This window comes from Ignavigranum ruoffiae, assembly GCF_900110675.1.
GTDB classification, from domain to species: domain Bacteria; phylum Bacillota; class Bacilli; order Lactobacillales; family Aerococcaceae; genus Ignavigranum; species Ignavigranum ruoffiae.
Genome location: NZ_FOEN01000002.1, coordinates 67696 through 89697, shown reverse-complemented (window position 1 = coordinate 89697; position 22002 = coordinate 67696). Strand labels below are relative to the sequence as shown.

Below are 22002 nucleotides of genomic sequence, written 5' to 3'. Positions count from 1 at the left end.
CTATTGGTGGCTTTTTTGGCTTTATTCTAAATATTTAATAGAAAGGAGAAATGACATGAATCGATTTAAACGATGTTTATTTGTGTTATTTACGATGGTCTTGTATTTTATTCCGATGAATATAGTCAGTGCTCAAGAAGTCAATTTAGTGGAACAACCAGAAGTTGGAACGGTCAATAATGCTTTAGAAATTGAACCCGAAGAAGCTTCAGGGATTCCTGTTGCTGAAATGTTGACCGAAGAGCCAGAATCAGGCAGTAAGGAGGAAGCTGTTCCTCAAACTGATCCAGTGATGCCTGCAGAAGATGAAATCCCTAGCCCAGAGATGGACATACTCGCTGAGGAAGAAACACCTGCTGCAGATAGTAGCTTAGCAGCTGAAGAGAACCCAAGTCCAAATGTTGAAGATGCATCTGTCGTGGAAGTGCGGACTTTTGAAGAATTAAAGCAAGCGATTGCTGAAGCCGGCACTGAAGCTACCACCATTAAGATTATGGACAGTTTTGACTTAACGGAGAAACTGAGAATTGGTAAGGATCAACAGATTACCTTAACGGCTAATAATGCAAAAGTAGCAGATGAAGCTTGGCAAGCGATTGAACAACCAGCAGATGCAGCTAACCGTGGCGAAGCTAGTCAACGAGAAATCATTGAAGAAGCTCGACGTCGCGGAGAGGAAGCAATAAAGATTGGTGATTTAACCAATAATCCTTTACCGACACGTGAATCAGGGGCTGTTGTAATTAGACGGGCTGATAACTTTGTGACCGATACTTTGTTCGAAGTTATAGGTGAACTGATTTTGGGCGATAAAGAAAGCGCTTTATATATCGATGGCAATAGCTCGGTTCAAACTGCCTTTGACGATCGAGGAACCATGATGGATATCCGCGGTAAGCTACGTATCATTAATGCTATTCTTATGGGAAGTAAGAACAATCATGGTTATACAGCGCCGATTAAAGTTAAAAAAGGTGGCCAATTGATTATGGATGGGGGACGAATCAGTCAGAATACATCTTATGAAAAGATTGACCCTGATTATACTCGTCCGACCTCGGCTGGAGCTGTCTATGTTGACCCAGGCGCTAGTTTTACGATGAACAATGGCTTGATTGATAATAACAATGGGGGAATCACTGGTGGTGTATTTGTAGGGAGTTTATTCGGTTCGGCTGATACTGCCTATTTCGAAATGAATGGTGGTTTGATTGTTAATAACAAATCAAATACTCGCTTCCAATCCGGCGGCCAAATTAACATTGAATGATGGGATTGTGGCCAATAATCGTTCTGGATCTGGTGGCGGAATTGCTGTTTCTGATCAATTTTTGAGTGAATTCAGTAACATTGTCAACCGCGAATATGCTAATACTCCTGCAAACTACGAGAAGCACCTCAAAGAAAATAAATCAGAAGCTTCATTAAAGGGTGGCTTGATTTATAAGAATGTGGCTTCTACCGTGGGTGGAGGTGTCTATGTAGACACTAACTTTGTTCACTTTGTAAAAACAATGATCTTGGACAACCGTTCAAATAATTTTGGTGGTGGCGTCTATGTTTCATTCCCGCCACGTATTCAAATTCTTGATAAGTTATTGATTACTGAAAACACTGCTCGAGCCACTTGGATTGATTCATTTGGTGGTGGTAATGGTGGTGGCTTATGGAATTGTCCAACTGGATTTGTGCATATAGGCGATGGCCATACCGTTTATGTCTTTAATAATAAAGCAGATGGTGCGGGTCGAGATTTAACCTTCTCTAAGAAGACTAAATATTTCCTTTTAAATAAGATAAATATTAAAGATAAGTTTTACTCTCAACTTTCACCAGTGACTAAAGCCTTGAACATTATTAAATTCATTCAAGAAGGAAAGACAGGCGACGAGATTCCTGATCATCTATCATATACCGATCTTATGGTTAATTTACGTGCGGTATACGATGACGCTCTGATGGAAGAAGCTTGGCAAACAGCGCAAACCTTTATCCTAGGTAATACTTCACGAAATGGTGGGGGCTTTGGCTCTAATGCTAACCTAACCACACCAGAAGATTTGGGTGATTATAACTTACGTCTTGAGAAAATCTGGGATCCTTCAATCTCTTCTTCGGTAGAAAATAAGGATGTTATCGTTGATATCTTTATTGTGCCAGAAGATGTAGACAGCCAATATGTCCGCGATAATTATGCCAAGGATCCTCGCCTATATAAATATGGTGAAATCACGCTCAATAAGGATAATCAATGGTCTGCTTTATTCCACCAAACGCCTTATGCTGACATTGAAGGTCTGCCGGCAAATTCTTTAGATAAAGGCTTGATTTTCTCAGCGGCTGAATTGGCAAAACGTGGTTTGAAATACTTAGTGATTGAACAAGGTAATCAATACCATGTTGAAGTCACTGAACGTGTTCAACAAGATGAACAGAAAATTGAAGCAGGTCACCTAGTGATTAAACGTATTTTCTCTACAGATTTAGGTCCAGATTATGATGATGAAGCAGAAATGCCAGAATCTAAGATTTACTTATATTTCAAAGATCAAGATCAAGCATTAACTTTAATTGATCATGCTGAATTGACCGAAGCAACTCAATGGCAAAGCTTGTTGAAGCATCCTTTATTGCTGAATAAAATTAACAATATCGAATACTACGGCCAAGATCGAGCCTTCATCGATTATGGAGAAGACTGGAGTAAAGATATTCACGGTTATGGTATTCATGATAGTGGTTATGCCGTCGTTTTAGTTCGGAATGCTGATGGCACCTATACATTACGTTTACCATATCTATGGATTCAAGATTATGACGATACCGCAAGTAGTGGATTTATGGCAGAACAACTGGTAGAAACCAGTGAAATTGTTCAAGATGCTAGTGAACATACTTTTACCCTAACCAATTTCGAGCAAACTAGCCTAGAAGTTGAGAAAAAATGGATAAATGAAGATAAAATCCCTGAGAAAGATTTTCCCAAGGAAGTTATTGTTTATCTATTAAAAGATGGCAAAAAGGTTGTTGAATCTTATGATCAAGATGGAAAACCAGTTTATCGCCAATTAATCTTAAATAAAGAAAATCAATGGCAAGGTCGATTCGATCGCTTAGATCCTTTAGCTTTGGCCCAAGGAAAATACAGTATAGAAGAAGCTACTGTTGATCACTTTAATGGAAAATATATTGAGATTCCATCAAAAGGAAAATATATTTTCCGCATAGAATATGCAGATAACTATCGTCCGGAAGCTGGCTTAACTGATGATGGTTTAATTAGATTATTACCTACCAACGATCATTTTAAAGATTTTATGGGTAATATTAAGCTAAATTTAGTGGTTGATGATAAAATAGTTGAATCACAAGAATTTGTTTGGGATAAGATTCCACATCCTGTTTTGGATGGTGAATGGTTAACTCAATTGAATAAATCAGTGATTTTTGGTCAGGAAAAACCCATCGAGTTGATTTTAAATGGTCAACCATTAAGAATTGCTGAATATGTAGTTGAAAGCAATGTGCCTGGCTTAACTGAGTATAACTTCTATCTACGTAAAGATGCTGATGGATTATATCGTTTGTATCTACCTAAACTAATGATTGATGGAGTGGCTTATAGTTTATTCAATGTAACAAATCCAACTCCAAATGAGCATGGTAGCTATCCAAAAGTTGACTTGATTCAATCGGATAATACGAATGGATTAACCTGGCAGATCAAGAACACTTATAAAATAGATATTGAAGTGGAAAAGGAATGGATCAATGGTCCAGCTGAAAAACCAACCATCACAATTGATTTACTGCGTAATGGCGAAGTCGTCGATACCGTCGAACTTAAAGATGGGGAGACAGCCTATACTTGGAAAGACCTTCCTAAATGGGATGAAGAAGGTAAAGAATATACCTATACCGTTCAAGAACGTCCAGTTGATGGCTATACCAGTCGCCAAGAAGGCAATAAGTTAATCAATGAGTTTATCATTGACTTAACTCAACTTGCCATCGAAAAGGAATGGATCAATGGTCCAGCTGAAAAGCCAACCATCACGATTGATTTACTGCGTGATGGTAAAGTCGTCGATACCGTCGAACTTAAAGATGGGGAGACAGCCTATACTTGGAAAGATCTTCCTAAATGGGATGAAGAAGGTAACGAATATACCTATACCGTTCAAGAACGTCCTGTTGACGGCTATACCAGTCGCCAAGAAGGCAATAAGTTAATCAATGAGTTTATTATTGACTTAACTCAACTTGCCATCGAAAAAGAATGGATCAATGGTCCAGCTGAAAAACCAACCATCACAATTGATTTACTGCGTAATGGCAAAGTCGTCGATACCATCGAACTCAAAGATGGGGAAACAGCCTATACTTGGAAAGACCTTCCTAAATGGGATGAAGAAGGTAACGAATATACCTATACCGTTCAAGAACGTCCAGTTGATGGCTATACCAGTCGCCAAGATGGCAATAAGTTAATCAATGAGTTTATTATTGAATTGACGGAACTAGGCGTTAAGAAAGTGTGGATTAATGGTCCAGCTGAAAAGCCAACCATCACGATTGATTTACTGCGTGATGGCGAAGTCGTCGATACCATTGAACTCAAAGATGGGGAGACAGCCTATACTTGGAAAGACCTTCCTAAATGGGATGCTGAAGGTAAAAAATATCTATATACCGTGGCTGAACACTTATTAGAAGGTGTGGAAGTTGTAATCACTGGGGATATGACTCAAGGGTTTGAAATTACTAATAAATATCCTGACCCTGAGCAACCTGATCAACCTAAGGATCCAGAGCCTGAAGAGCCAGAGGAGCCTGAGGAACCAGAAGAACCAAACGAGCCTGAGGAACCAGAAGAACCAAACGAGCCTCAAGAGCCGAAGATTCCTGAAGAACCAGAAATTCCAGTGGTTAAAGCCAATGTTTTACCGGAAACTGGTGAATCAGACCTTGAATTGTTTGCATATAGTTTATTTGGACTACTATTTGTTGGACTTGGATGTGTGTTAATTAAGCGTCAATCCTATTAAACACATCTGAGAGATTTTGATAGGGCAGTAGATAATCTACTGCTCTATTTTTTATGGATAAATAGCAAAAAGACTAGCAACTTAGCTAGTCTTTTTGAATTATTCATATGGAATGGAGACGATCGGGATCGAACCGACGACCTCTACAATGCCATTGTAGCGCTCTCCCAACTGAGCTACGCCCCCAGAAGTTTCTGATTAATTAAAACAGAAACTTTTATTAGTCTATCATGTTTACTGAAAGATGGCAAGACCTGAAATTGAAAAAGCTGATTATAATTGATTTTATCAAATATTGTTTGAGAATGCTGATTTAATCTGACTTGGCTTAAATGTTCCCATCTATTTTTGGGTGGTGGTTTATCGATAATTTGAGGAATTAAGCGACGAAGGCACTTCAAATCAATGATAGCTAACAATTTTTTGCGTCTAGCTAGACTTTCTTATAAAATAAATATTGCTATGGATATAGGGGGCAAGATGATGGCGAATTTATTTTTACAGTTATTACTGAGGGCGTCGTTTATTGTTATTTTGGCTTACACCTTAATGACGACGGATAAATTACAATTAGCCATGAAGCAACGCCAAAGTAAGAAGTCATGGGTCTGGCTATTTATTGTCTTTGCCTTGTTTGCAATTATCTCAAATTTTATGGGTGTTGTGGTTGAAGGGGATCAAATTGTTAATACGTCTAACCTTTGGCAACTTCCAGCGGGCGCTTCTTTAGCAAATTCTCGTGTTTTAGCGATTAGTATTTCGGGCATGATTGGCGGAACGTTTCTAGGTTTTGCAGTGGGTTTGGTTACCGGCATTGTCCGTGTCCTACAAGGAGGTTTAGATCCCTTTATCTATTTTGTTTCTTCAGTTTCGGTAGGGATTATATCTGGCTTACTGGGGGATCGATCAATTCGCCAACAACGTTATCTATCGGTGAGTGAAGCTAGTCTTTGTGCGACCATGATGGAGCTTCTGCAAATGTTGATTATCTATCTGTTCAGCCAGAATGCTAGTCAAGCGCTTCAGTTAATCCAACTAATTATCATTCCTATGGTTGTGGTGAATAGTCTGGGTGCGGGTGTCTTTATGTCTATCATTCAATTATTAATTCGCCAAGGGGTAAATACAAAGGCCATCCAGACTTCTCAAGTACTGTCACTGGCTAATCAAACCTTACCATATTTCAATCAAGGACTGAATCGAACCTCTGCTCAAGCTTTGGTCGAATTGATTTATCCCGCTGTCAACGCAGCCGCCGTTTCAATTACCAATGATCATCAAGTGTTGGCTTATATTGGTGCAGGCTCTGACCATCATTTTGCGGGCCAAGATATTCGCACCGACTTGACTCAGACGACCTTAGCTAGTGGTAAGAAGTCGATTGCCTTGAATTCAGACCAGATTGGTTGTCATCAAGCTAATTGCCCAATCGCAGCAGGCATTATCGTGCCTCTAAAGAACCAAAATGAGACCTTAGGAACCTTGAAATTTTATTTCTACCGGTCAGAAGATATAACTGCATTAGAAGAAGAATTAGCCTCTGGATTAGCAGATATCTTTTCCATGCAATTAACCTTTGGGATGATTCAAGCGCAGAAACAATTGCTCGAACAAGCTGAGCTCAAAAGTTTACAAGCCCAAGTGAATCCCCATTTTTTCTTCAATGCTTTGAATACTATTTCAGCCATTATGCGTTTTGATGTTGATAAAGCTCGCCACTTGTTGCTCAATCTTTCCGATTATTTCAGGGCTTCACTCACCAATCACCAACATCCTTTAATTAGCTTGGCTGCAGAAATTCAACATGTTCAAGCGTATTTAGAAATAGAGGAGGCCCGTTTTCCTGGTCGGGTAGAGGTCAATTTTGATGTAGACCCTCAATGTCTGTCTATTGAATTGCCGAATTTTACCGTTCAAGTACTGGTGGAGAATGCGATGCGCCACGCTTTTAAACATTGGCAAGTTGAAGATGGTGCCAAGGTATGGGTTAAAGCTCGTTGTAGAGCCAATTATTTATTATTACGCGTCCAAGATAATGGTCGGGGCATCCGTCTAGAGATTCTAAAGGAAATTACGCATCAACCCATAGAATCTGAGACTGGCACTGGAACCGCCTTGTACAATCTCAATCAACGTTTAGTGGGAATTTTTGATCAAAGTGCAGCTTTGCAGATTGAGAGTCGCCAAGGGGAAGGGACTTGTATTGAGACCAAGATCCCCATTCAAGGAGGTCAAATATCATGAATTATATCTTAGTCGATGATGAACCTTTAGCCATTCAGGAATTGACTTATCTGATTAAGTCGGTTGATTCTCAAGCTAAGGTAGAATCAAGTCATTCCATCAAAACAGCACTCCCTAAACTATTGGGGCAGACCTTTGATGTGGCCTTTCTAGATATTCAGATGCAAGAAGAGTCGGGGATCGAACTTGCTCAAATGATTAACAAATTAGATCATCCGCCTTATATTGTCTTTGCCACGGCTTTTGGTCAGTATGCCATTGATGCCTTCCATCAAAATGCGGTCGATTATTTGTTAAAACCCTTCCGTCAAGAAGAAGTCCAACGAATTATTACTAAAATTCAAGGATTGGCTGCTAGTCATAAAAATTCAGTTCAAACAAAAACTGAGGAAATAGCGACATCGACAATTATAACTGAGCCCAGCTCGACTTTGCCCATCCAAATCGAAGACCGAATAATTATGATTGATCCGCAAGAAATTATTTATTTATTGGCGGATGCGGGCCAAGTTGAGATTCACTTAGCTGAAAAAGTATACATTAGTAAAACCACCTTAAAAGCCCTAAGAGAGAAATTATCCGGGCAGCGATTTATTCAAGTTCATCGATCTTATGTTATTAACCAAACGGCCCTGAAAGAAATTCAGCCTTGGTTTAACCAAACTTTTCGTTTAACCATGATTAATGGAGATAAAGTTCCAGTTAGTCGCTCCTATTTGAATCATTTTAAGACCATGTTAGGCATAGACTAGTAGGTCTTACTGTATTTGAAAGGGGCCTGACTGCATTTCATCGGAAATATCAGTTATTTCGTCATGAATTTTACGCAAACAGCTCTTTCTTTCATATAATGTAAGCGCATTATTGAAAGAAAGGAAGATGGCTGTGTTAACATTTATTGGCGGAATTGTCTTATTAATCTTGGGCTATATATTTTATGGAAGTTATATTGAAAGAAACTTTCAAATTAATCCAGACCGCTTAACTCCGGCTGAAGTTTTACAAGATGGTATGGATTTTGTACCGATGCCACGGTGGAAAAATTGTATCATTGAATTATTAAATATTGCGGGAACAGGACCTATTTTTGGACCGATTATGGGAGCTTTATATGGACCAGCGGCTTATATTTGGATTGTTCTAGGTTGTATCTTTGCCGGGGCCGTTCATGATTATATGATCGGTATGATTTCATTGAGAAATAATGGAGCTCACTTACCAGAACTAGCGGCCAAGTACCTCGGCAAGCCTGTTCGTCATCTGGTCAATATCTTTATCATGTTACTGCTCTTATTGGTGGGGACTGTGTTTGTGATTTCGCCCGCTACCTTGATTGCCGATATTAGTCCAGATTTTATTGGTATTGGTTTGACGACTTTCCTCATCTTTGTCTATTATATTATTTCGACGTTCTTGCCAATTGATCAAGCTATGGGTAAAGTTTACCCTTGGTTTGCCGGAATATTAATCCTTTCAACAGTGGCGATGGGAATTGCTCTACTTACTGGCGGTTATCAACTTCCTGACTTGAATGTTGCTCATTTAACCAATATACATCCAAACCATACACCTATTTTTCCTGCTTTATTCTTTACGGTTTCTTGTGGGGCTATCTCAGGGTTCCATGCGACTCAAACTCCGATGGTCAGTCGGACCATGACCAAAGAAAGAGAAGGGCGGATTACTTTCTATGGAATGATGATTGCGGAAGGAATCATTGCTATGATTTGGGCAGCGGCTTCAATGACTTTATTTGAGGGTCGGAGCTTAGCCGAAATGATTCAAACGGGCACCCCTTCTTATGTGGTTAATCAAGTCTCAGTGTTGCTTTTAGGGAATGTATTAGGGACAGCCGCTATTCTCGGTGTGATTGTTCTGCCAATTTCTTCAGGACTTTCTGCTTTTAGAAGCTTGCGAAATATTCTCGCGGAATATATTGGTTTTAAACAAGATACAGCTCGGCGTGTATTAACCTTAACTTTACCCATTTTCGCGGTCGCTTTTGTCTTAACTATGATGGATTTCAATATTATTTGGCGCTATTTCAACTGGGCTAATCAAGTTACGGCAGTAATTTCCTTATTCGTATCTACCCGTTATCTGTTCTTACATCAGCGGAATTACTGGGTAACATTCCTACCAGCTGTCTTAATGCTCTATGCTTGTGTGGCTTATATTTTAAGCCAACCAATTGGTTTCAATCTAGGCTTAGGTTTCTTGACTCACGGTTTTAGTATTTTGATATCAACCACCATCACGCTTTTATTTATTAAGAGTGGCCGAGTTCAGAAGAATCGCTTAGATCCTGGTCATGCTTTATTGAATGATCATCTACCGATTCAAACCTTGGCCAGATAAGCCCTTTTAAAAATATTTAATCAATAAAAGACTAACCTGTCATTCGTTCTTCACTTTATTATTTTTAGTGAAGTGATGAATTGCGGGTCAGTCTTTTTAATCTGAGGTCAATTATTCAATGATGTGAAGAAAATTTTGGGCTTTAACATTTCTATCTCTTTCTTCATGGACTTGTTCAATCATCTGATTCACCCAGACGAGATCGGATTTAGTGGGTACACAATCTACACAAATAATTCGTGGATGATTGGTATGAGGGATGTGGAAGTTTGCGATAATAATATCATATTCCTGCAAGATGGACTCCTTGATGTCTAAAGACTGATAAGCATGAGTCACTAAGCGGTTGGCAAAGTGATGATAAATAATATTTTGAATTAAAAGGGTATGCCCCTGATCAAAGTCACTTAATATCAGAGCATTGATCGGCTTTTTACGGTTAGCTAAATGAGTAAATAGGTTGGTCCAAGTGATATAAACTAGATAAATCATATGATATACTATTTGAATGTTGTCATTTTTATGGAATAGTTGGCGATATTCAAGGATTCCTTGATGAATCTTATGATAGAACTCGATATCTTTGTCTTTAATCAACTGGCAAAATTGTTGCTTACGATTAGACATCAAGAAAATCGCCCGCGTCTCAATACCTTCAGTTTGTAAAGTATTATGCAACTTTAACATGATCAGATCTTTATTCTCTAAAGGGATTTCAAATTGACGAGCGAGGTCAGTCAGCCAGTGAGAAAGGAATTGATAGGATTTCTCAGCCAAGGGACTGTATTTTCGCTCTTGTTGCCAATCTCGAAACGATAGAAAGTAGAGCGGATGTAAATATGGACCAAAAAGATCTTCAAACGTTTTCTGATTAAAAGTTATTTGATAGCGTTGTTCAAATTCTACTTGCAAATTGCGGAAGCGATAATCCATCATCAGCGAATGGTAATAATCATCCGATTTATCCTGATCGATATGCCAATTGGCGATATGTTGGTCAAAGTGGCGATATAAATAAACCGCTGTAGAGAGTTTCAAGGCCCGCAAATCAGCAAAGGTTAATTTAATTTGGCAATGATGACTCAGAAAAATTAAGAATTCTTCAAGAAAATGCTCATCAAGATATTCAAAGGGCCACTGATAACTTGGATAGGCCTCAGTATAGTATTGTGCAATGATAAAACGAATCGTCTTCTCATCCCCTACCAAGGAAAAGGGACTGGTTTGAATTTTAACTTCGAAATTTCTGCTTAAAGTTTCGTTGGCTTGATGGGTCAAACGATAGAGTGTAGGCACACTGATAAATAAATCTTCGGACAACTTTTCGATGGTGGTCTCGCCATGAATGAGTAAATATTCTAATAAGGTATATACATAATCATTAGCAAATATTTGCCGATAGAAGCTCTCGATGCCATGATTTTCAGCGACATGCAAGCGAATTCCCTCACTAGAACTTTCTGTATAAATTTCTTGACTCTGATTACGGATTAAGGCCAGATCTTTTTTTATCGTACGTTCGGAACAGCCGAAATGGTCGGCAATTTCTTTAATGGTCAGCCAATCTTGTTGGGGATAAAGAAAGTCTACTAACTCAACCATTCGTAGTTTGCTTTTGGATAACATGTAACGCATAATAATCCCCCTAATATATGTAAACGTTTTACATTCTTCAATCATTCTACCAGAAAAAGTTTCCGAAGATAAAGAAATACCCCGAGGGGCAAGGAATTGATAAACACCTTCGAGATTACTGAAGCAAAATTTGTCATATCATCCATGAAACAGAAGAAAGGTCTTGTTACAATAGAATTTAAGAAAGCAATCTACTCCCTATTTTAACTGAATATTTATAGTATAATTCTGTATTAATTTGTTGGAGATTTGGTGTCTGTATTATTAGACTTAAGCCTGTAAATGCAGGATTGTGAAAGTGATTTCAGTAAAAAATCGTATATGATAGAGCTGTCGATGAAAGCGAAATCATTTTACGAAGGAGGACAGCTTATACACAGATTCAATAATAAAGGAGTGAATATATGAAAGAAGATAAAGAAATACAAGTTGGCTCAGCGCGAGCTCTCGTTCCTTTTTTAATTTTCGTAGGCATTTATCTTGGCGCAGGTATGTTCTTTGTTTCTCAGGGAGACCCGATGGGGTTTTATGTGTTAAAAGCACCGATTGCCATCTTAATCGGTATTATTTCTGGCTTTCTAATAATAAAAGGAAAGTTTGATGACAAATTCGATGTCTTTGTCAAAGGTTGTGGCGATAGCGACATCATCATCATGATTATGATTTATATGTTAGCCGGGGCTTTCTCAACAGTTTCGGAAGCCATGGGTGGGGTAGATTCAGTAGTGAATCTAGGTTTAAATTTCATCCCACCATCATTGATTACTATTGGAATTTTTGTAATTGCGGGTTTTATTTCGGTTTCCACGGGGACCTCGGTTGGAACGATTGCTGCTGTTGGACCGATAGCGGTAGGATTTGCTGATAAGACAGGGGTTTCCTTAGCTTTAATGATCGCGGCTTTAATTGGTGGGGCCATGTTTGGCGATAATTTATCGATTATCTCTGACACGACAATCGCTTCAACTCGAACACAGGGCTGTTCCATGAAGGATAAATTTAGGACCAGTCTTATGATTGCCCTTCCAGCCATGGTTATTACCGTAATCCTACTCTATATTTTCGGTCGACCGGAATCGATTGCCGATTTACAAGCAGTTTCTTATGACTATGAACTGGTGAAAGTGATTCCCTATCTATTCGTCTTAATCTTCGCCTTGATGGGCATGAATGTCTTTGTCGTTCTAGGCATGGGCTTACTGATCTCAGGAATCATCGGCTTATTCTATGGGGAGTTTGATCTCGTGACCTTCACCCAGTTGAGCTACGATGGTTTTGCCGGCATGTTTGAAATGGTTCTGCTAGCCATTCTGTCTGGGGGTCTCGCTGCCTTAGTGACTTATGGCGGCGGTATCCAGTGGATATTGAATAAAATTGAGAAAGTCATTAAGAATCAAATGACGGCTGAATTTGGCATCGGGGCGATTGTCTCTTTAATTGATGCGGCGGTTGCCAACAATACGGTAGCAATCATTATCTCCGGCCCAACATGCCGACGGATCTCTGAAACTTATCGCATTGATCCTCGGCGCTCAGCCACCTTGCTTTCATGTTATTCAACATTTATGCAAGGGTTGATTCCTTATGGTGCCCAAGTCTTAATTGCAGCTGGTTTAACTAAAGGCGCGGTCAGTCCATTAGAGATCATTCCGCTACTTTGGTATCAGTTCATCGTACTTTTATTAACCATTGGTTCTAGTATCTTTCCGTTTGCGAATGGTTATATTCACAAACATCCTTGGGACTTTGAAAAGTGGACCGTCCTAGAAGAGTGTCCCAGACAAAAATCAATAACAATATAAAATATATGAGGAGTGGTAATTATGGAAATGAACAAAGATTTAGGTTTTGCAACTCGAGCGATTCATGCAGGGCATGATACGAATAAATATGGGGCTTTGACAACACCTATTTATCAAACTTCAACTTTTGTCTTCGAAAATGCTGAACAAGGTGGTCGCCGTTTCGCCTTGGAAGAAGAAGGGTATATTTATGGGCGTCTAGGAAATCCGACCGTTAAAGTAGTTGAAGATAAGTTAGCTCATCTTGAAGCAGGTGAAGCCGCAGTCGCTACTGCCTCAGGGATGGGAGCTATTAGTTCAGTACTATGGACCTTATTAAAGGCTGGTGACCACGTAGTCGCTTCGAAAACACTTTATGGTTGTACCTTTGCCTTGTTAAGTCATGGTTTAACGCGCTATGGAGTTGAAGTGACCTTTGTTGATGCTTCAAACCAAGAAGAAATTAAGGCCGCCATGAAAGAGAATACTAAAGTTGTCTATTTAGAAACGCCAGCCAACCCTAACTTGTTAATTACTGATATTAAAGCGACTGCTGAGTTAGTCAAGGCGCAAAAGGATTGCTATTTAGTTGTTGACAACACCTTCAATACCCCTTATATTCAAAGACCGCTAGAACTTGGTGCAGATGTGGTGGTTCACTCAGCAACTAAATACTTGAATGGTCATGGGGACGTGATTGCCGGCTTTGCGGTGGGTAGCAAAGAAATAATTAGTCAAGTCGCTTTATTTGGGATTAAAGACATGACCGGATCCGTTTTATCACCTTTCGATGCGTATTTGATTCAAAGAGGCATGAAAACTTTGGAATTACGGATGGAGAAACATTCAAGCAATGCAATGAAGATTGCTCAATTCTTAGAAAGCCACGATAATGTCGAAAAAGTTTACTATCCAGGCTTAGCTAGCTTCCCTCAACACGAATTGGCTAAATCACAAATGAACCAGTTTGGTGGCATGATTTCATTCGAAGTCAAAGGTGGCAAACAAGCTGGAATTAATTTCATTAATTCATTAGAATTATGTACTTTGGCGGTTTCTCTAGGCGACTGTGAAACGCTGATCCAACACCCAGCTTCTATGACTCATTCACCTTATACTGAAGAAGAACGGGCAGCCTCAGGGATTGCGGAAGGTTTAATTCGTTTATCAGTCGGCCTAGAAGATGCCGATGATATCATTGCTGATTTAAAAATGGGCTTAGATAAATTATAGGATTATCTAGAGAATATGTTATAATCGAGGCAGATTATAAGAAGAAAGTAGGAATTGTATGAAAACCATTGAATCACAATTTGCTCCCCAACCGGTAGGTGCTTATTCTCAAGCGATCGAAAGTGGCAATCTTGTCTTTCTATCTGGTCAAATTGGTATTGACCGAGAAATCGGGAAGTTGGTTGAAGGGGATATTGAAGCTCAGACTAAACAAGTCTTTAAGAATATTCAATATGTCTTGGAAGAAGCGGGCTTAAGCTTAGCCAATGTCGTTAAAGTTACCGTGTTATTGGCTGATATAAATGATTTTCAAGCAATGAATACAATCTATGCTGAAGCTTTTGCAGGTTTATATCCGGCTCGAAGCGCCTTTGCTGTAGCTGGTTTACCACTCGGTGCTAAAGTAGAAATAGAAGTTATCGCTGAGCGCGCATAATCCGATATGACGATGATGAGAGTCCTGGTATCAAATGATGACGGCATTCATTCGCCAGCCCTTAAGTCCTTAGTCCAATGGCTGAGTCAAAGGGCAGAGGTCTATTTGCTCGCTCCTGCCAGTGAGCAAAGTGCAACCAGTCAAGCCATTACCATGCGACACCCCCTCGCTTTTAGAAAGATTGACTTTCCTGGCTGTCAAGCAGCTTACATTGTCAATGGATCGCCAGCAGATTGTGTCAAGTTGGGTCTGGAGGTCTTGATTGATCAACCAGTTGATTGGGTGATGTCGGGGATCAACCTGGGTGATAATATCGGTCAATATATCTATTATTCAGGAACGGTAGCTGCAGCTGTCGAAGCAAGTCTTCACGGTGTTCCGGCCATGGCCATTTCAGCGAGAAAGTCAGAACAGGGCCAAATTGATTACAATTATATACTGCCTCAACTGACAAAAATTTGGCACACGCTTAGCCAAATATCCTTGCCTGAGTATTGTTTCTATAATATCAACTTAGTCAAGCAAGAGCAGTTAACAACATCGAAGATAATAGTCGCGCCATTAAACCAGACTGAACTACGCTTTGAGTATCAGGCCTATCGAACCCCTAAAGATGAGCCTGTCTACTGGTTGCATCGGTCTGACCAGAATGTGGTTGATAAATCCGATCTAGAACGAGTCTTAGCGGGGTATACGACCATAACGCCAATTCAGCTTGCTTCAACTCCTCGATCATTTTGGCAAGCTCTGCAAGAAGTGTTTGATGCTGAAAGTTAGTTGTCTTTTAAGGAAATGAATAAAATTTAGAAAAATAGACACGCCTGATTATAGACTGACCCCCTAAAGTTGGAACAAAGCGTCCAACTTTAGGGGGTCAGAACATTCATTTCAAGCATGGTTTTTAGTTTCTATGTTGAGCAAATAAAGAGGATTTTTAGGAATAATAAAAACTGTTATTTATTTAGTATATCATTGAGAGTAAACAATAATTGTTCTTTTGAAATATTATTGTTGGCCACTTCAATCACAATACTTTCCATTTTTTGGATAAAATCATCATCAGCATAGGTGTAATGATTCAGATTCATAAAATAGAGTCCAAGCGATATTGATGTTCGTTTATTTCCGTCATTAAACATATGGAATTTAATAACTGAAAATATTAAATGTGTCAATTTGTCTGTAAATGTTGGATAATAAAGATCATTTTTTATATGGAATAAAACACTTTCAAGTTGTCCGACATCTCGAATACCTTCCATACCGCCAGATTTGTTTATAATCATATCATGGACTTTAATAGCAAATTCTAAATCAATATAGTTCATATTTATTTATCCTTTAAACGAATAAAAACTTCGATATGTTTATCTATTTGTTTTTCCAGTTGTTTTAGCTCTCTTTTTTGAATTTCCTTATTGAAGTCATCTTTCTTTTTTTGAATAAGCGTTTTATTATCCATTATTTAACCTCCTTTGAGTTTTAAGTTAATTATTAGGCTGTATATACTGTCTGTTGTAAACTTTTTATTCGTCTGTAGGGTTAAAATTTTACGCCACACTCAATATTTTACACCAAATCAAAATAAATCAAATTTGTATGAAAGCATTATGTTATCAATAATTATGAGGGGTATTGATTGATTCTTAAGGTTAGTTATATACCGAGCGGGAATTGAACCCGCATCTTCAGCTTAGGAGGCTGGAGCTCTATCCAATTGAGCTATCGGTATCTGATTTATCTATCATATCATATTTCGAAGTAAAAATAATTAGATTTATGAAAATTATTATTAAAATCACGGCCAGGCCAATCAAAATATTAGATTTTATTTATGATTAGATTGGCCATTTATTAGCATCCGTTTGCTTAGAAATATTAATAGCACAGACAAAGAGCGAATATTTATCGATTAAGGTTTGTAGGGTCTATGCTTGCTAGCTCTCCCTTGACAGATAAATACTCGCTTTATTTTTGTAATATTTAAACAGAATCTTTATGAGATTATCTCTTATTGCTCGTACTCACTAACATAAGCATCTAAGCTTAAGTCTCCATCATTCACTAAGAGTTTATAGGAGTAGAGATAGTCTTTAGGATAGATGATCATAAAGACTTGGCTAGCCCCGGGTTGGATTTTCTTATCCCAATTAAATTCTTTACTGATGGCCATCTGATTATCGCCATCTTCATATAAAGGATAGATTGTCCAATCATTGACAGCTTTATCGTCCTGACTGTCGGAAATCTCAACAGTGAACAAGTTTTCTAAAGCACTGAAAGGATCAACCTCTTCATCGGATTGATTGGTGTACTCGAACACCCAAGCATTATAGACATTGGCAATATAGTAGCGCCCCTTAGATAGAAATTCAATTTTGGCTTGGTCATCTTCATATTCATTTTCATCTTTGGCATCTAAATCTTTTAAGATAAAACCGTTACTGGCCCGATAAAGATCGTCAATCTTATCATTTAATTCTAATTCAATCTTGACTAAGTCTTCTTCAATTTGGTCAATATCTTGTGCCGAAACAAGGGGGGTCATGGACGTAGCTAGTAGGGTCAATAATAGCAATTTTTTCATCGGGGCTCCTCCTTAATAAAAGATAATGGTATTCGCTAATGCTAATTTGAGTATACCCGAGGTTTAGCCATTTGCAAAAAGAATTGCTTCTATAATATAGAAAGAATAGTTCGAATATTTGTTCTACCTGACAGATTATTATAAAATAATGAGTAAGAGATGAAATAAAATATACTAAGATAAGGAGCAAAGTATGTTTGCAATATTTAAGAAATTAGCCTGGTTTTTTAAACTCAGGTGGAAGACCTATTTACTCGCGATTAGTGGCTTGATTGCTTGTGCGATTCTGTCAGCCATGATTCCGCTAATTATTGGGAATGCTGTGGATGAGATGGCACGTGGGGTCCTCAGTCAAGATGCCTTATATCGCTATATATTCCTCTTGCTTGCCATTGGATTATTGATGTACGGCTTACGTTATATGTGGCGGAATAATTTGTTTGGGAATTCGACTCGTTTAGAAGCCATTTTGCGTAATCGATTGTTTGATCACTTTACCAAGATGGACCAGGAGTTCTATTCCGAGTATCGAACGGGTGATTTGATGGCTCATGCGACCAATGATTTGGCCTCATTGCGTTTTGTGGCTGGGGGTGGCATTCTTACCCTAACTGATTCCTTATCAATTACAGTGGTCACACTTTTTTCTATGGTATTTCTAATAGATTGGAAATTAACTTTATATACGATTTTGCCATTTCCGTTATTAATTCTGGTGGCGCGTTACATGGGTCAATTGATTAACCGCTATTACCGACAAGCTTTAGAAGCTTTCTCGCAGATGAATGATCGTGTTCAAGAATCGATCGCGGGGATGAAAGTGATTAAAGCCTTTGGCGAAGAAGAAGCTGATTATCAGGATTTTCATGGCGAAACACAGAATGTTGTCGCCAAGAATCGGCAAGTTTATAAGATTGATTCGGCGTATACACCGAGTATTGATATGATTACCGGTTTAACTTATGTATTGACTATATTTTTTGGGACTTATTTTGTCCAAAGTGGACGAATTTCCATTGGTCAATTAGTTGCTTATTTTTCTTATTTAGGGAATATGACTTGGCCTTTATTAGCGGTGGGACGTTTGGTTAATACCATGGAGCGAGGCAATGCTTCCTATGATCGAATTACCGATTTATTGGCAACAACGGCTCGCGTTGAGAATGATCCTCATCCATTGAATGGCTTATCTTACCAATCACTTCAAGTCAAGATCGATGAATTTACCTATCCTGGAGCTGAGCGACCTAGCTTAACTGATCTGTCGTTTGATTTAACAGAAGGTCAAAGTCTAGGTTTGGTTGGTCGGACGGGCTCTGGTAAGTCGACGATCTTTAATTTATTAGTTCGTAATTATGATTTAGAGCATGGGGCTATCTTATATGATGGTCAAGATGTTAAGCGGATTGATCAGCATGAATTAAATCGAAAAGTTGGCTATATTTCCCAGAATAATTTACTTTTCTCAACGACAGTGCGTGATAATATTCGTTTCGGCCGGCCCGAAATGGATCAAGCTGAAGTCGAAAAATATGCAAAGATTGCTGAAGTACATGAAGATATTCTTTCTTTTCCTGAGGGGTATGATACTTTGGTTGGTGAACGTGGAGTTAGTTTGTCAGGGGGACAAAAACAACGGATTTCTATTGCGCGTACCCTTGCCATTGAACCTACGATTTTAATCATGGATGATGCCTTATCGGCGGTCGATGCCAAGACTGAACAAAAAATATTGAGTAATCTCAGAAGCTATCGTCAGTCAGGCATTACCATTATTGCGACTCATCGCTTATCTTCTATCATGCGGGCCGATGAGATTCTGGTCTTAGATGATGGCAGGGTAAGTGAACGGGGTAGCCATGAGGAATTGTTAGCAAATCGTGCTTGGTACGAGAATATGTTTAATCAACAACAATTAGAGGCTAAGTTAGCAGAAGGGGGCGACGAAGATGAATCAGAAATCGGCTAAGAAAACTAGTTTTTCCCTTCGCGAACAAGCTCAGATTCTGAAATATTTATTCGGCTTCGCCCGCAAACACCTTAAATGGTTTATTTTGTCCATCCTTTTGATGGTCCTGGCTTCAGCATTCTCGGCTTATCTGCCGGTGATCATTCAACGTTACATTGACCAATATCTAGCCAAAGGAACAGCGACGACGAGCATTACTTTAAGAGTGGCCTTGACCTACTTGGCGATCTTAACGGTTCGTCTCGTGGTGGTTTATTATAAGGACTTTACTTTCAAGATTGCTTCGGAGCAGACAGTAGCAGATATGCGCGACACTATTTATCATAAGATTGGCGCATTGAGTATGGATTATTTCAACAAGACCCCTAATGGGGAAGTTGTCTCAAGGATTACTAATGATACTGAAACGATTAAGGAATTCTGGAATGTCTTTCTCACTTTCTTTGATGGCTTTATTAATGCGTTTATGATTGGGATTGCCATGTTTTCATTATCCGTGTCTTTATCTTGGGTTTTCATGGCTTTTATTCCCTTGGTCATTATTTTGGTGTATGTCTACCAACGGATTTCAACCAGAGTATATCGACGAATGCGCCGAGCCCTCAGTCGGGTGAATGCCCAGATTTCTGAATCGACGATGGGCATGTGGTTGATTCAGCAATTCAATCAGACTGAGCGGATGAAGGCCGAATTTAATGAGATTAACCAAGATTATGTGACAGCCCGCAAGAACATGTTTAAGATGAATGCCATCTTTCTGATGCCTGCGGTTAATTTGATTGAGCAAGTTGTCTTGGTTCTAGTGATTTGGATTTTTGGTCAAGAACTCTTGGCCGGTCGTGCCTTGGATATCGGGCTTATCTATGCCTTTACCTCGTATTCTAAATCATTCTTCCATCCGATTGGAAGCATGTTGGATTCATTATCAATCTATCAAGATGGTTTAGTTTCAGCCTCAAGAGGGATGTATCTGATGAACAACCCGATGATTGATCCGCAACAAGCTTCTGAAACAGTTGGTCAAACCATTCAGGGGCAGGTTGAAATTAATGATCTTACTTTTGCTTATGATGGCAAGCATAATGTCCTAAGAAATATTGATATTGAAGCTAAACCAGGACAAATGATTGCTATCGTGGGTCATACTGGTTCTGGGAAATCAACAATTATTAATCTATTAATGCGTTTCTATGAATATGAGCAGGGACAGATTCTTATTGATAACCAGTCGATTCGCGATTATTCTAAAGGGGCGTTGCGGCAGGACATCGGTTTGGTTCAACAAGATGCGTTTATGTTTTATGGAAATTTCATCGATAACATTCGTCTACACGGCGATTATAGCGATGAAGAAGTCAAGGCAGCCGCTCATTTTACCGGTGCTGATCATTTTATTAATGAACTAGAAGATGATTATCAAACAATTATTTCTGAAGGCGGAACCTCGCTGTCAGCCGGGCAGAAGCAGTTGATTAATATTTCGCGGACCATACTGCGTAAACCGCAAATTTTAATTCTTGATGAAGCGACAGCTAATATTGATACTGAGACAGAACAATATATTCAGGCAAGTTTAGATAAGATTCGCCAGCAATCAACCCTTATTGTAATCGCCCACCGCTTGTCGACCATTAAGAATGCGGATCAAATCTATGTCCTCCATCGTGGAAAAGTGATTGAAGCTGGTCGACATGACGAGTTGATTGCTCAAGAAGGCACCTATTACGATATGTATCGACTGCAGACCCTGCAAGGATTGAATCATTAATATAGTGGATGAATTTTATTTGAACGTTTGAATGTATTTTATCTCATGGCCTGAATCTGATTTTGATAGCCGTGATTGAGTCAATTTAAAATTTACGGAAACAATTAACGATCGAATATTTACTTACGAAGATCCCTAAAGCGCTATTGGATTTAATAGGCGAGACTGTGATGCGTGTGTGGTCTCGGTCCAGTCCAATTTAAGTCTTAATAACGGAGGTGGAGTGGGTAAATATTCGCTTTTTTTTATTTAATTATGAAATTCAGCGCTCATTCGAACAATTTATCTTTACTTTTCTTTAGAATCCGATATGATAAATTTATAAAGACTTACAGAGGTATCTTGCCTCAATTTTGAAGCGTTTTTTGATTAGTAGGGAGTTTACCTGACTTTTAATTGAGGTGAATTAAAATGAAAGCGATTGTAATCTATCAAACAAAATATGGTTCTTGCCGACAATATGCGGAATGGATTAGTGAAGCTTTAGATTGTATTTTAGTTAAAGCCGATCAGGTACAGGCGGTGAATGTGTCTGATTATGACTTGATGATCTTTGGGGCGCCAATCTATGCAGGGAGAATTGACCATCATCAGTTCTTCGACTTAAATCCCGCTGCTAAATTAATTATTTTTACCGTAGGGATGGTAAATCCGGATGAAATAAATTTTGAGCCCTATTTACAAAGAAACTTCCCCCCACAAGTCATTGAACGTGCTAAATTCTTTCATTTCAGAGGGGCTTTAAATTTTGCCGATTTGTCTTGGTATCACAAGCTATTACTTTGGGCCATGAAAAAATTCCATCTTGACAAGATGGAATTTGAAGAGTTGAAGCCGGAAGAGCGAGTAATCTTAGAAGCTTATGGGAAATCAACTTCTTATCTCGATCGTTCTTCGATCCAGCCTTTGATTGATTATGTGCGTCGTATGGATGTATAAGTTG

The 22002-nt window shown here is 38.9% G+C and carries 16 protein-coding genes and 2 tRNA genes; 12 read left to right on the top strand and 6 right to left on the bottom strand.

Features of this window, described 5'->3' with window-relative positions:
* Window positions 1-55: 55 nt before the first annotated feature.
* Complete coding sequence (locus BMX34_RS02595) at window positions 56-1270, top strand: hypothetical protein (RefSeq protein ID WP_092570481.1); 1215 nt, start codon at window positions 56-58, stop codon at window positions 1268-1270.
* The gene (locus BMX34_RS09700; protein WP_092570479.1) at window positions 1212-5048 is read left to right on the top strand and encodes a Cna B-type domain-containing protein; all 3837 of its coding nucleotides are present in this window, start codon (window positions 1212-1214) and stop codon (window positions 5046-5048) included. The genes BMX34_RS02595 and BMX34_RS09700 overlap by 59 nt, the downstream gene beginning before the upstream one ends.
* A gap of 113 nt (window positions 5049-5161) precedes the next feature.
* Here the strand turns inward: BMX34_RS09700 and BMX34_RS02585 are convergent.
* A tRNA-Ala gene (locus BMX34_RS02585) sits at window positions 5162-5234 on the bottom strand.
* 297 nt (window positions 5235-5531) lie between these two features.
* On the opposite strand from BMX34_RS02585, the gene BMX34_RS02580 reads away from it, so the two are divergent.
* The 3 genes from BMX34_RS02580 to BMX34_RS02570 all read left to right on the top strand — a co-directional run bounded on the left by BMX34_RS02580 (window position 5532) and on the right by BMX34_RS02570 (window position 9650).
* The gene (locus BMX34_RS02580) at window positions 5532-7292 is read left to right on the top strand and encodes a LytS/YhcK type 5TM receptor domain-containing protein (protein WP_159428821.1); all 1761 of its coding nucleotides are present in this window, start codon (window positions 5532-5534) and stop codon (window positions 7290-7292) included.
* Entirely contained in the window at window positions 7289-8044 is a 756-nt protein-coding gene (locus BMX34_RS02575) for a LytR/AlgR family response regulator transcription factor (RefSeq protein ID WP_092570474.1), read from the top strand. Before BMX34_RS02580 ends, BMX34_RS02575 begins: the two co-directional genes overlap by 4 nt.
* 133 nt (window positions 8045-8177) lie before the next feature.
* On the top strand, window positions 8178-9650 hold the full coding sequence (locus tag BMX34_RS02570; protein WP_092570471.1) for a carbon starvation CstA family protein: 1473 nt from the start codon (window positions 8178-8180) through the stop codon (window positions 9648-9650).
* Between the two features lie 111 nt (window positions 9651-9761).
* Here BMX34_RS02570 and BMX34_RS02565 read toward each other — a convergent pair whose 3' ends face one another.
* Window positions 9762-11285 (bottom strand): AcpB/EbpR/MafR family transcriptional regulator, encoded by a 1524-nt coding sequence (locus BMX34_RS02565; RefSeq protein ID WP_159428820.1) that lies wholly within the window; start codon window positions 11283-11285, stop codon window positions 9762-9764.
* Window positions 11286-11689: 404 nt separating this feature from the next.
* Between BMX34_RS02565 and BMX34_RS02560 the strand changes: the two genes are divergently transcribed.
* The 4 genes from BMX34_RS02560 to surE are packed head-to-tail and all read left to right on the top strand — an operon-like array spanning window position 11690 to window position 15512.
* Window positions 11690-13087: a Na+/H+ antiporter NhaC family protein gene (locus tag BMX34_RS02560; protein WP_092570468.1), complete on the top strand. Its 1398-nt coding sequence runs from the start codon at window positions 11690-11692 to the stop codon at window positions 13085-13087.
* A 21-nt stretch (window positions 13088-13108) separates the two neighbouring features.
* Window positions 13109-14299, top strand: a complete 1191-nt coding sequence (megL, locus tag BMX34_RS02555) for a methionine gamma-lyase (protein ID WP_092570466.1) — start codon at window positions 13109-13111, stop codon at window positions 14297-14299.
* 58 nt (window positions 14300-14357) lie between these two features.
* Window positions 14358-14735: a RidA family protein gene (locus BMX34_RS02550; RefSeq protein WP_092570464.1), complete on the top strand. Its 378-nt coding sequence runs from the start codon at window positions 14358-14360 to the stop codon at window positions 14733-14735.
* A gap of 6 nt (window positions 14736-14741) precedes the next feature.
* A complete protein-coding gene (gene surE / locus BMX34_RS02545; RefSeq protein ID WP_092570462.1) occupies window positions 14742-15512 on the top strand; it encodes a 5'/3'-nucleotidase SurE in 771 nt (256 codons plus the stop codon).
* Between the two features lie 176 nt (window positions 15513-15688).
* Here surE and BMX34_RS02540 read toward each other — a convergent pair whose 3' ends face one another.
* The 4 genes from BMX34_RS02540 to BMX34_RS02530 form a co-directional block, all read right to left on the bottom strand.
* The gene (locus BMX34_RS02540; RefSeq protein WP_092570460.1) at window positions 15689-16063 is read right to left on the bottom strand and encodes a type II toxin-antitoxin system death-on-curing family toxin; all 375 of its coding nucleotides are present in this window, start codon (window positions 16061-16063) and stop codon (window positions 15689-15691) included.
* A 2-nt stretch (window positions 16064-16065) separates the two neighbouring features.
* Window positions 16066-16197 carry a hypothetical protein gene (locus BMX34_RS09925; protein ID WP_268766595.1) on the bottom strand — a complete coding sequence of 44 codons (132 nt, stop codon included), beginning with the start codon at window positions 16195-16197 and terminating at the stop codon, window positions 16066-16068.
* Between the two features lie 197 nt (window positions 16198-16394).
* Window positions 16395-16467 (bottom strand) — tRNA-Arg (locus BMX34_RS02535).
* Window positions 16468-16746: 279 nt separating this feature from the next.
* A complete protein-coding gene (locus BMX34_RS02530) occupies window positions 16747-17322 on the bottom strand; it encodes a hypothetical protein (RefSeq protein WP_092570458.1) in 576 nt (191 codons plus the stop codon).
* Between the two features lie 193 nt (window positions 17323-17515).
* Between BMX34_RS02530 and BMX34_RS02525 the strand changes: the two genes are divergently transcribed.
* The 3 genes from BMX34_RS02525 (at window position 17516) to BMX34_RS02515 (ending at window position 21998) form a co-directional block, all read left to right on the top strand.
* Entirely contained in the window at window positions 17516-19291 is a 1776-nt protein-coding gene (locus BMX34_RS02525; protein WP_092570456.1) for an ABC transporter ATP-binding protein, read from the top strand.
* Window positions 19272-21059 carry an ABC transporter ATP-binding protein gene (locus BMX34_RS02520; RefSeq protein ID WP_092570454.1) on the top strand — a complete coding sequence of 596 codons (1788 nt, stop codon included), beginning with the start codon at window positions 19272-19274 and terminating at the stop codon, window positions 21057-21059. The genes BMX34_RS02525 and BMX34_RS02520 overlap by 20 nt, the downstream gene beginning before the upstream one ends.
* Window positions 21060-21470: 411 nt before the next feature.
* Window positions 21471-21998, top strand: coding sequence for a flavodoxin domain-containing protein (locus BMX34_RS02515; RefSeq protein ID WP_092570452.1), 528 nt, complete (start codon window positions 21471-21473; stop codon window positions 21996-21998).
* The last annotated feature ends 4 nt before the right edge of the window (window positions 21999-22002 follow it).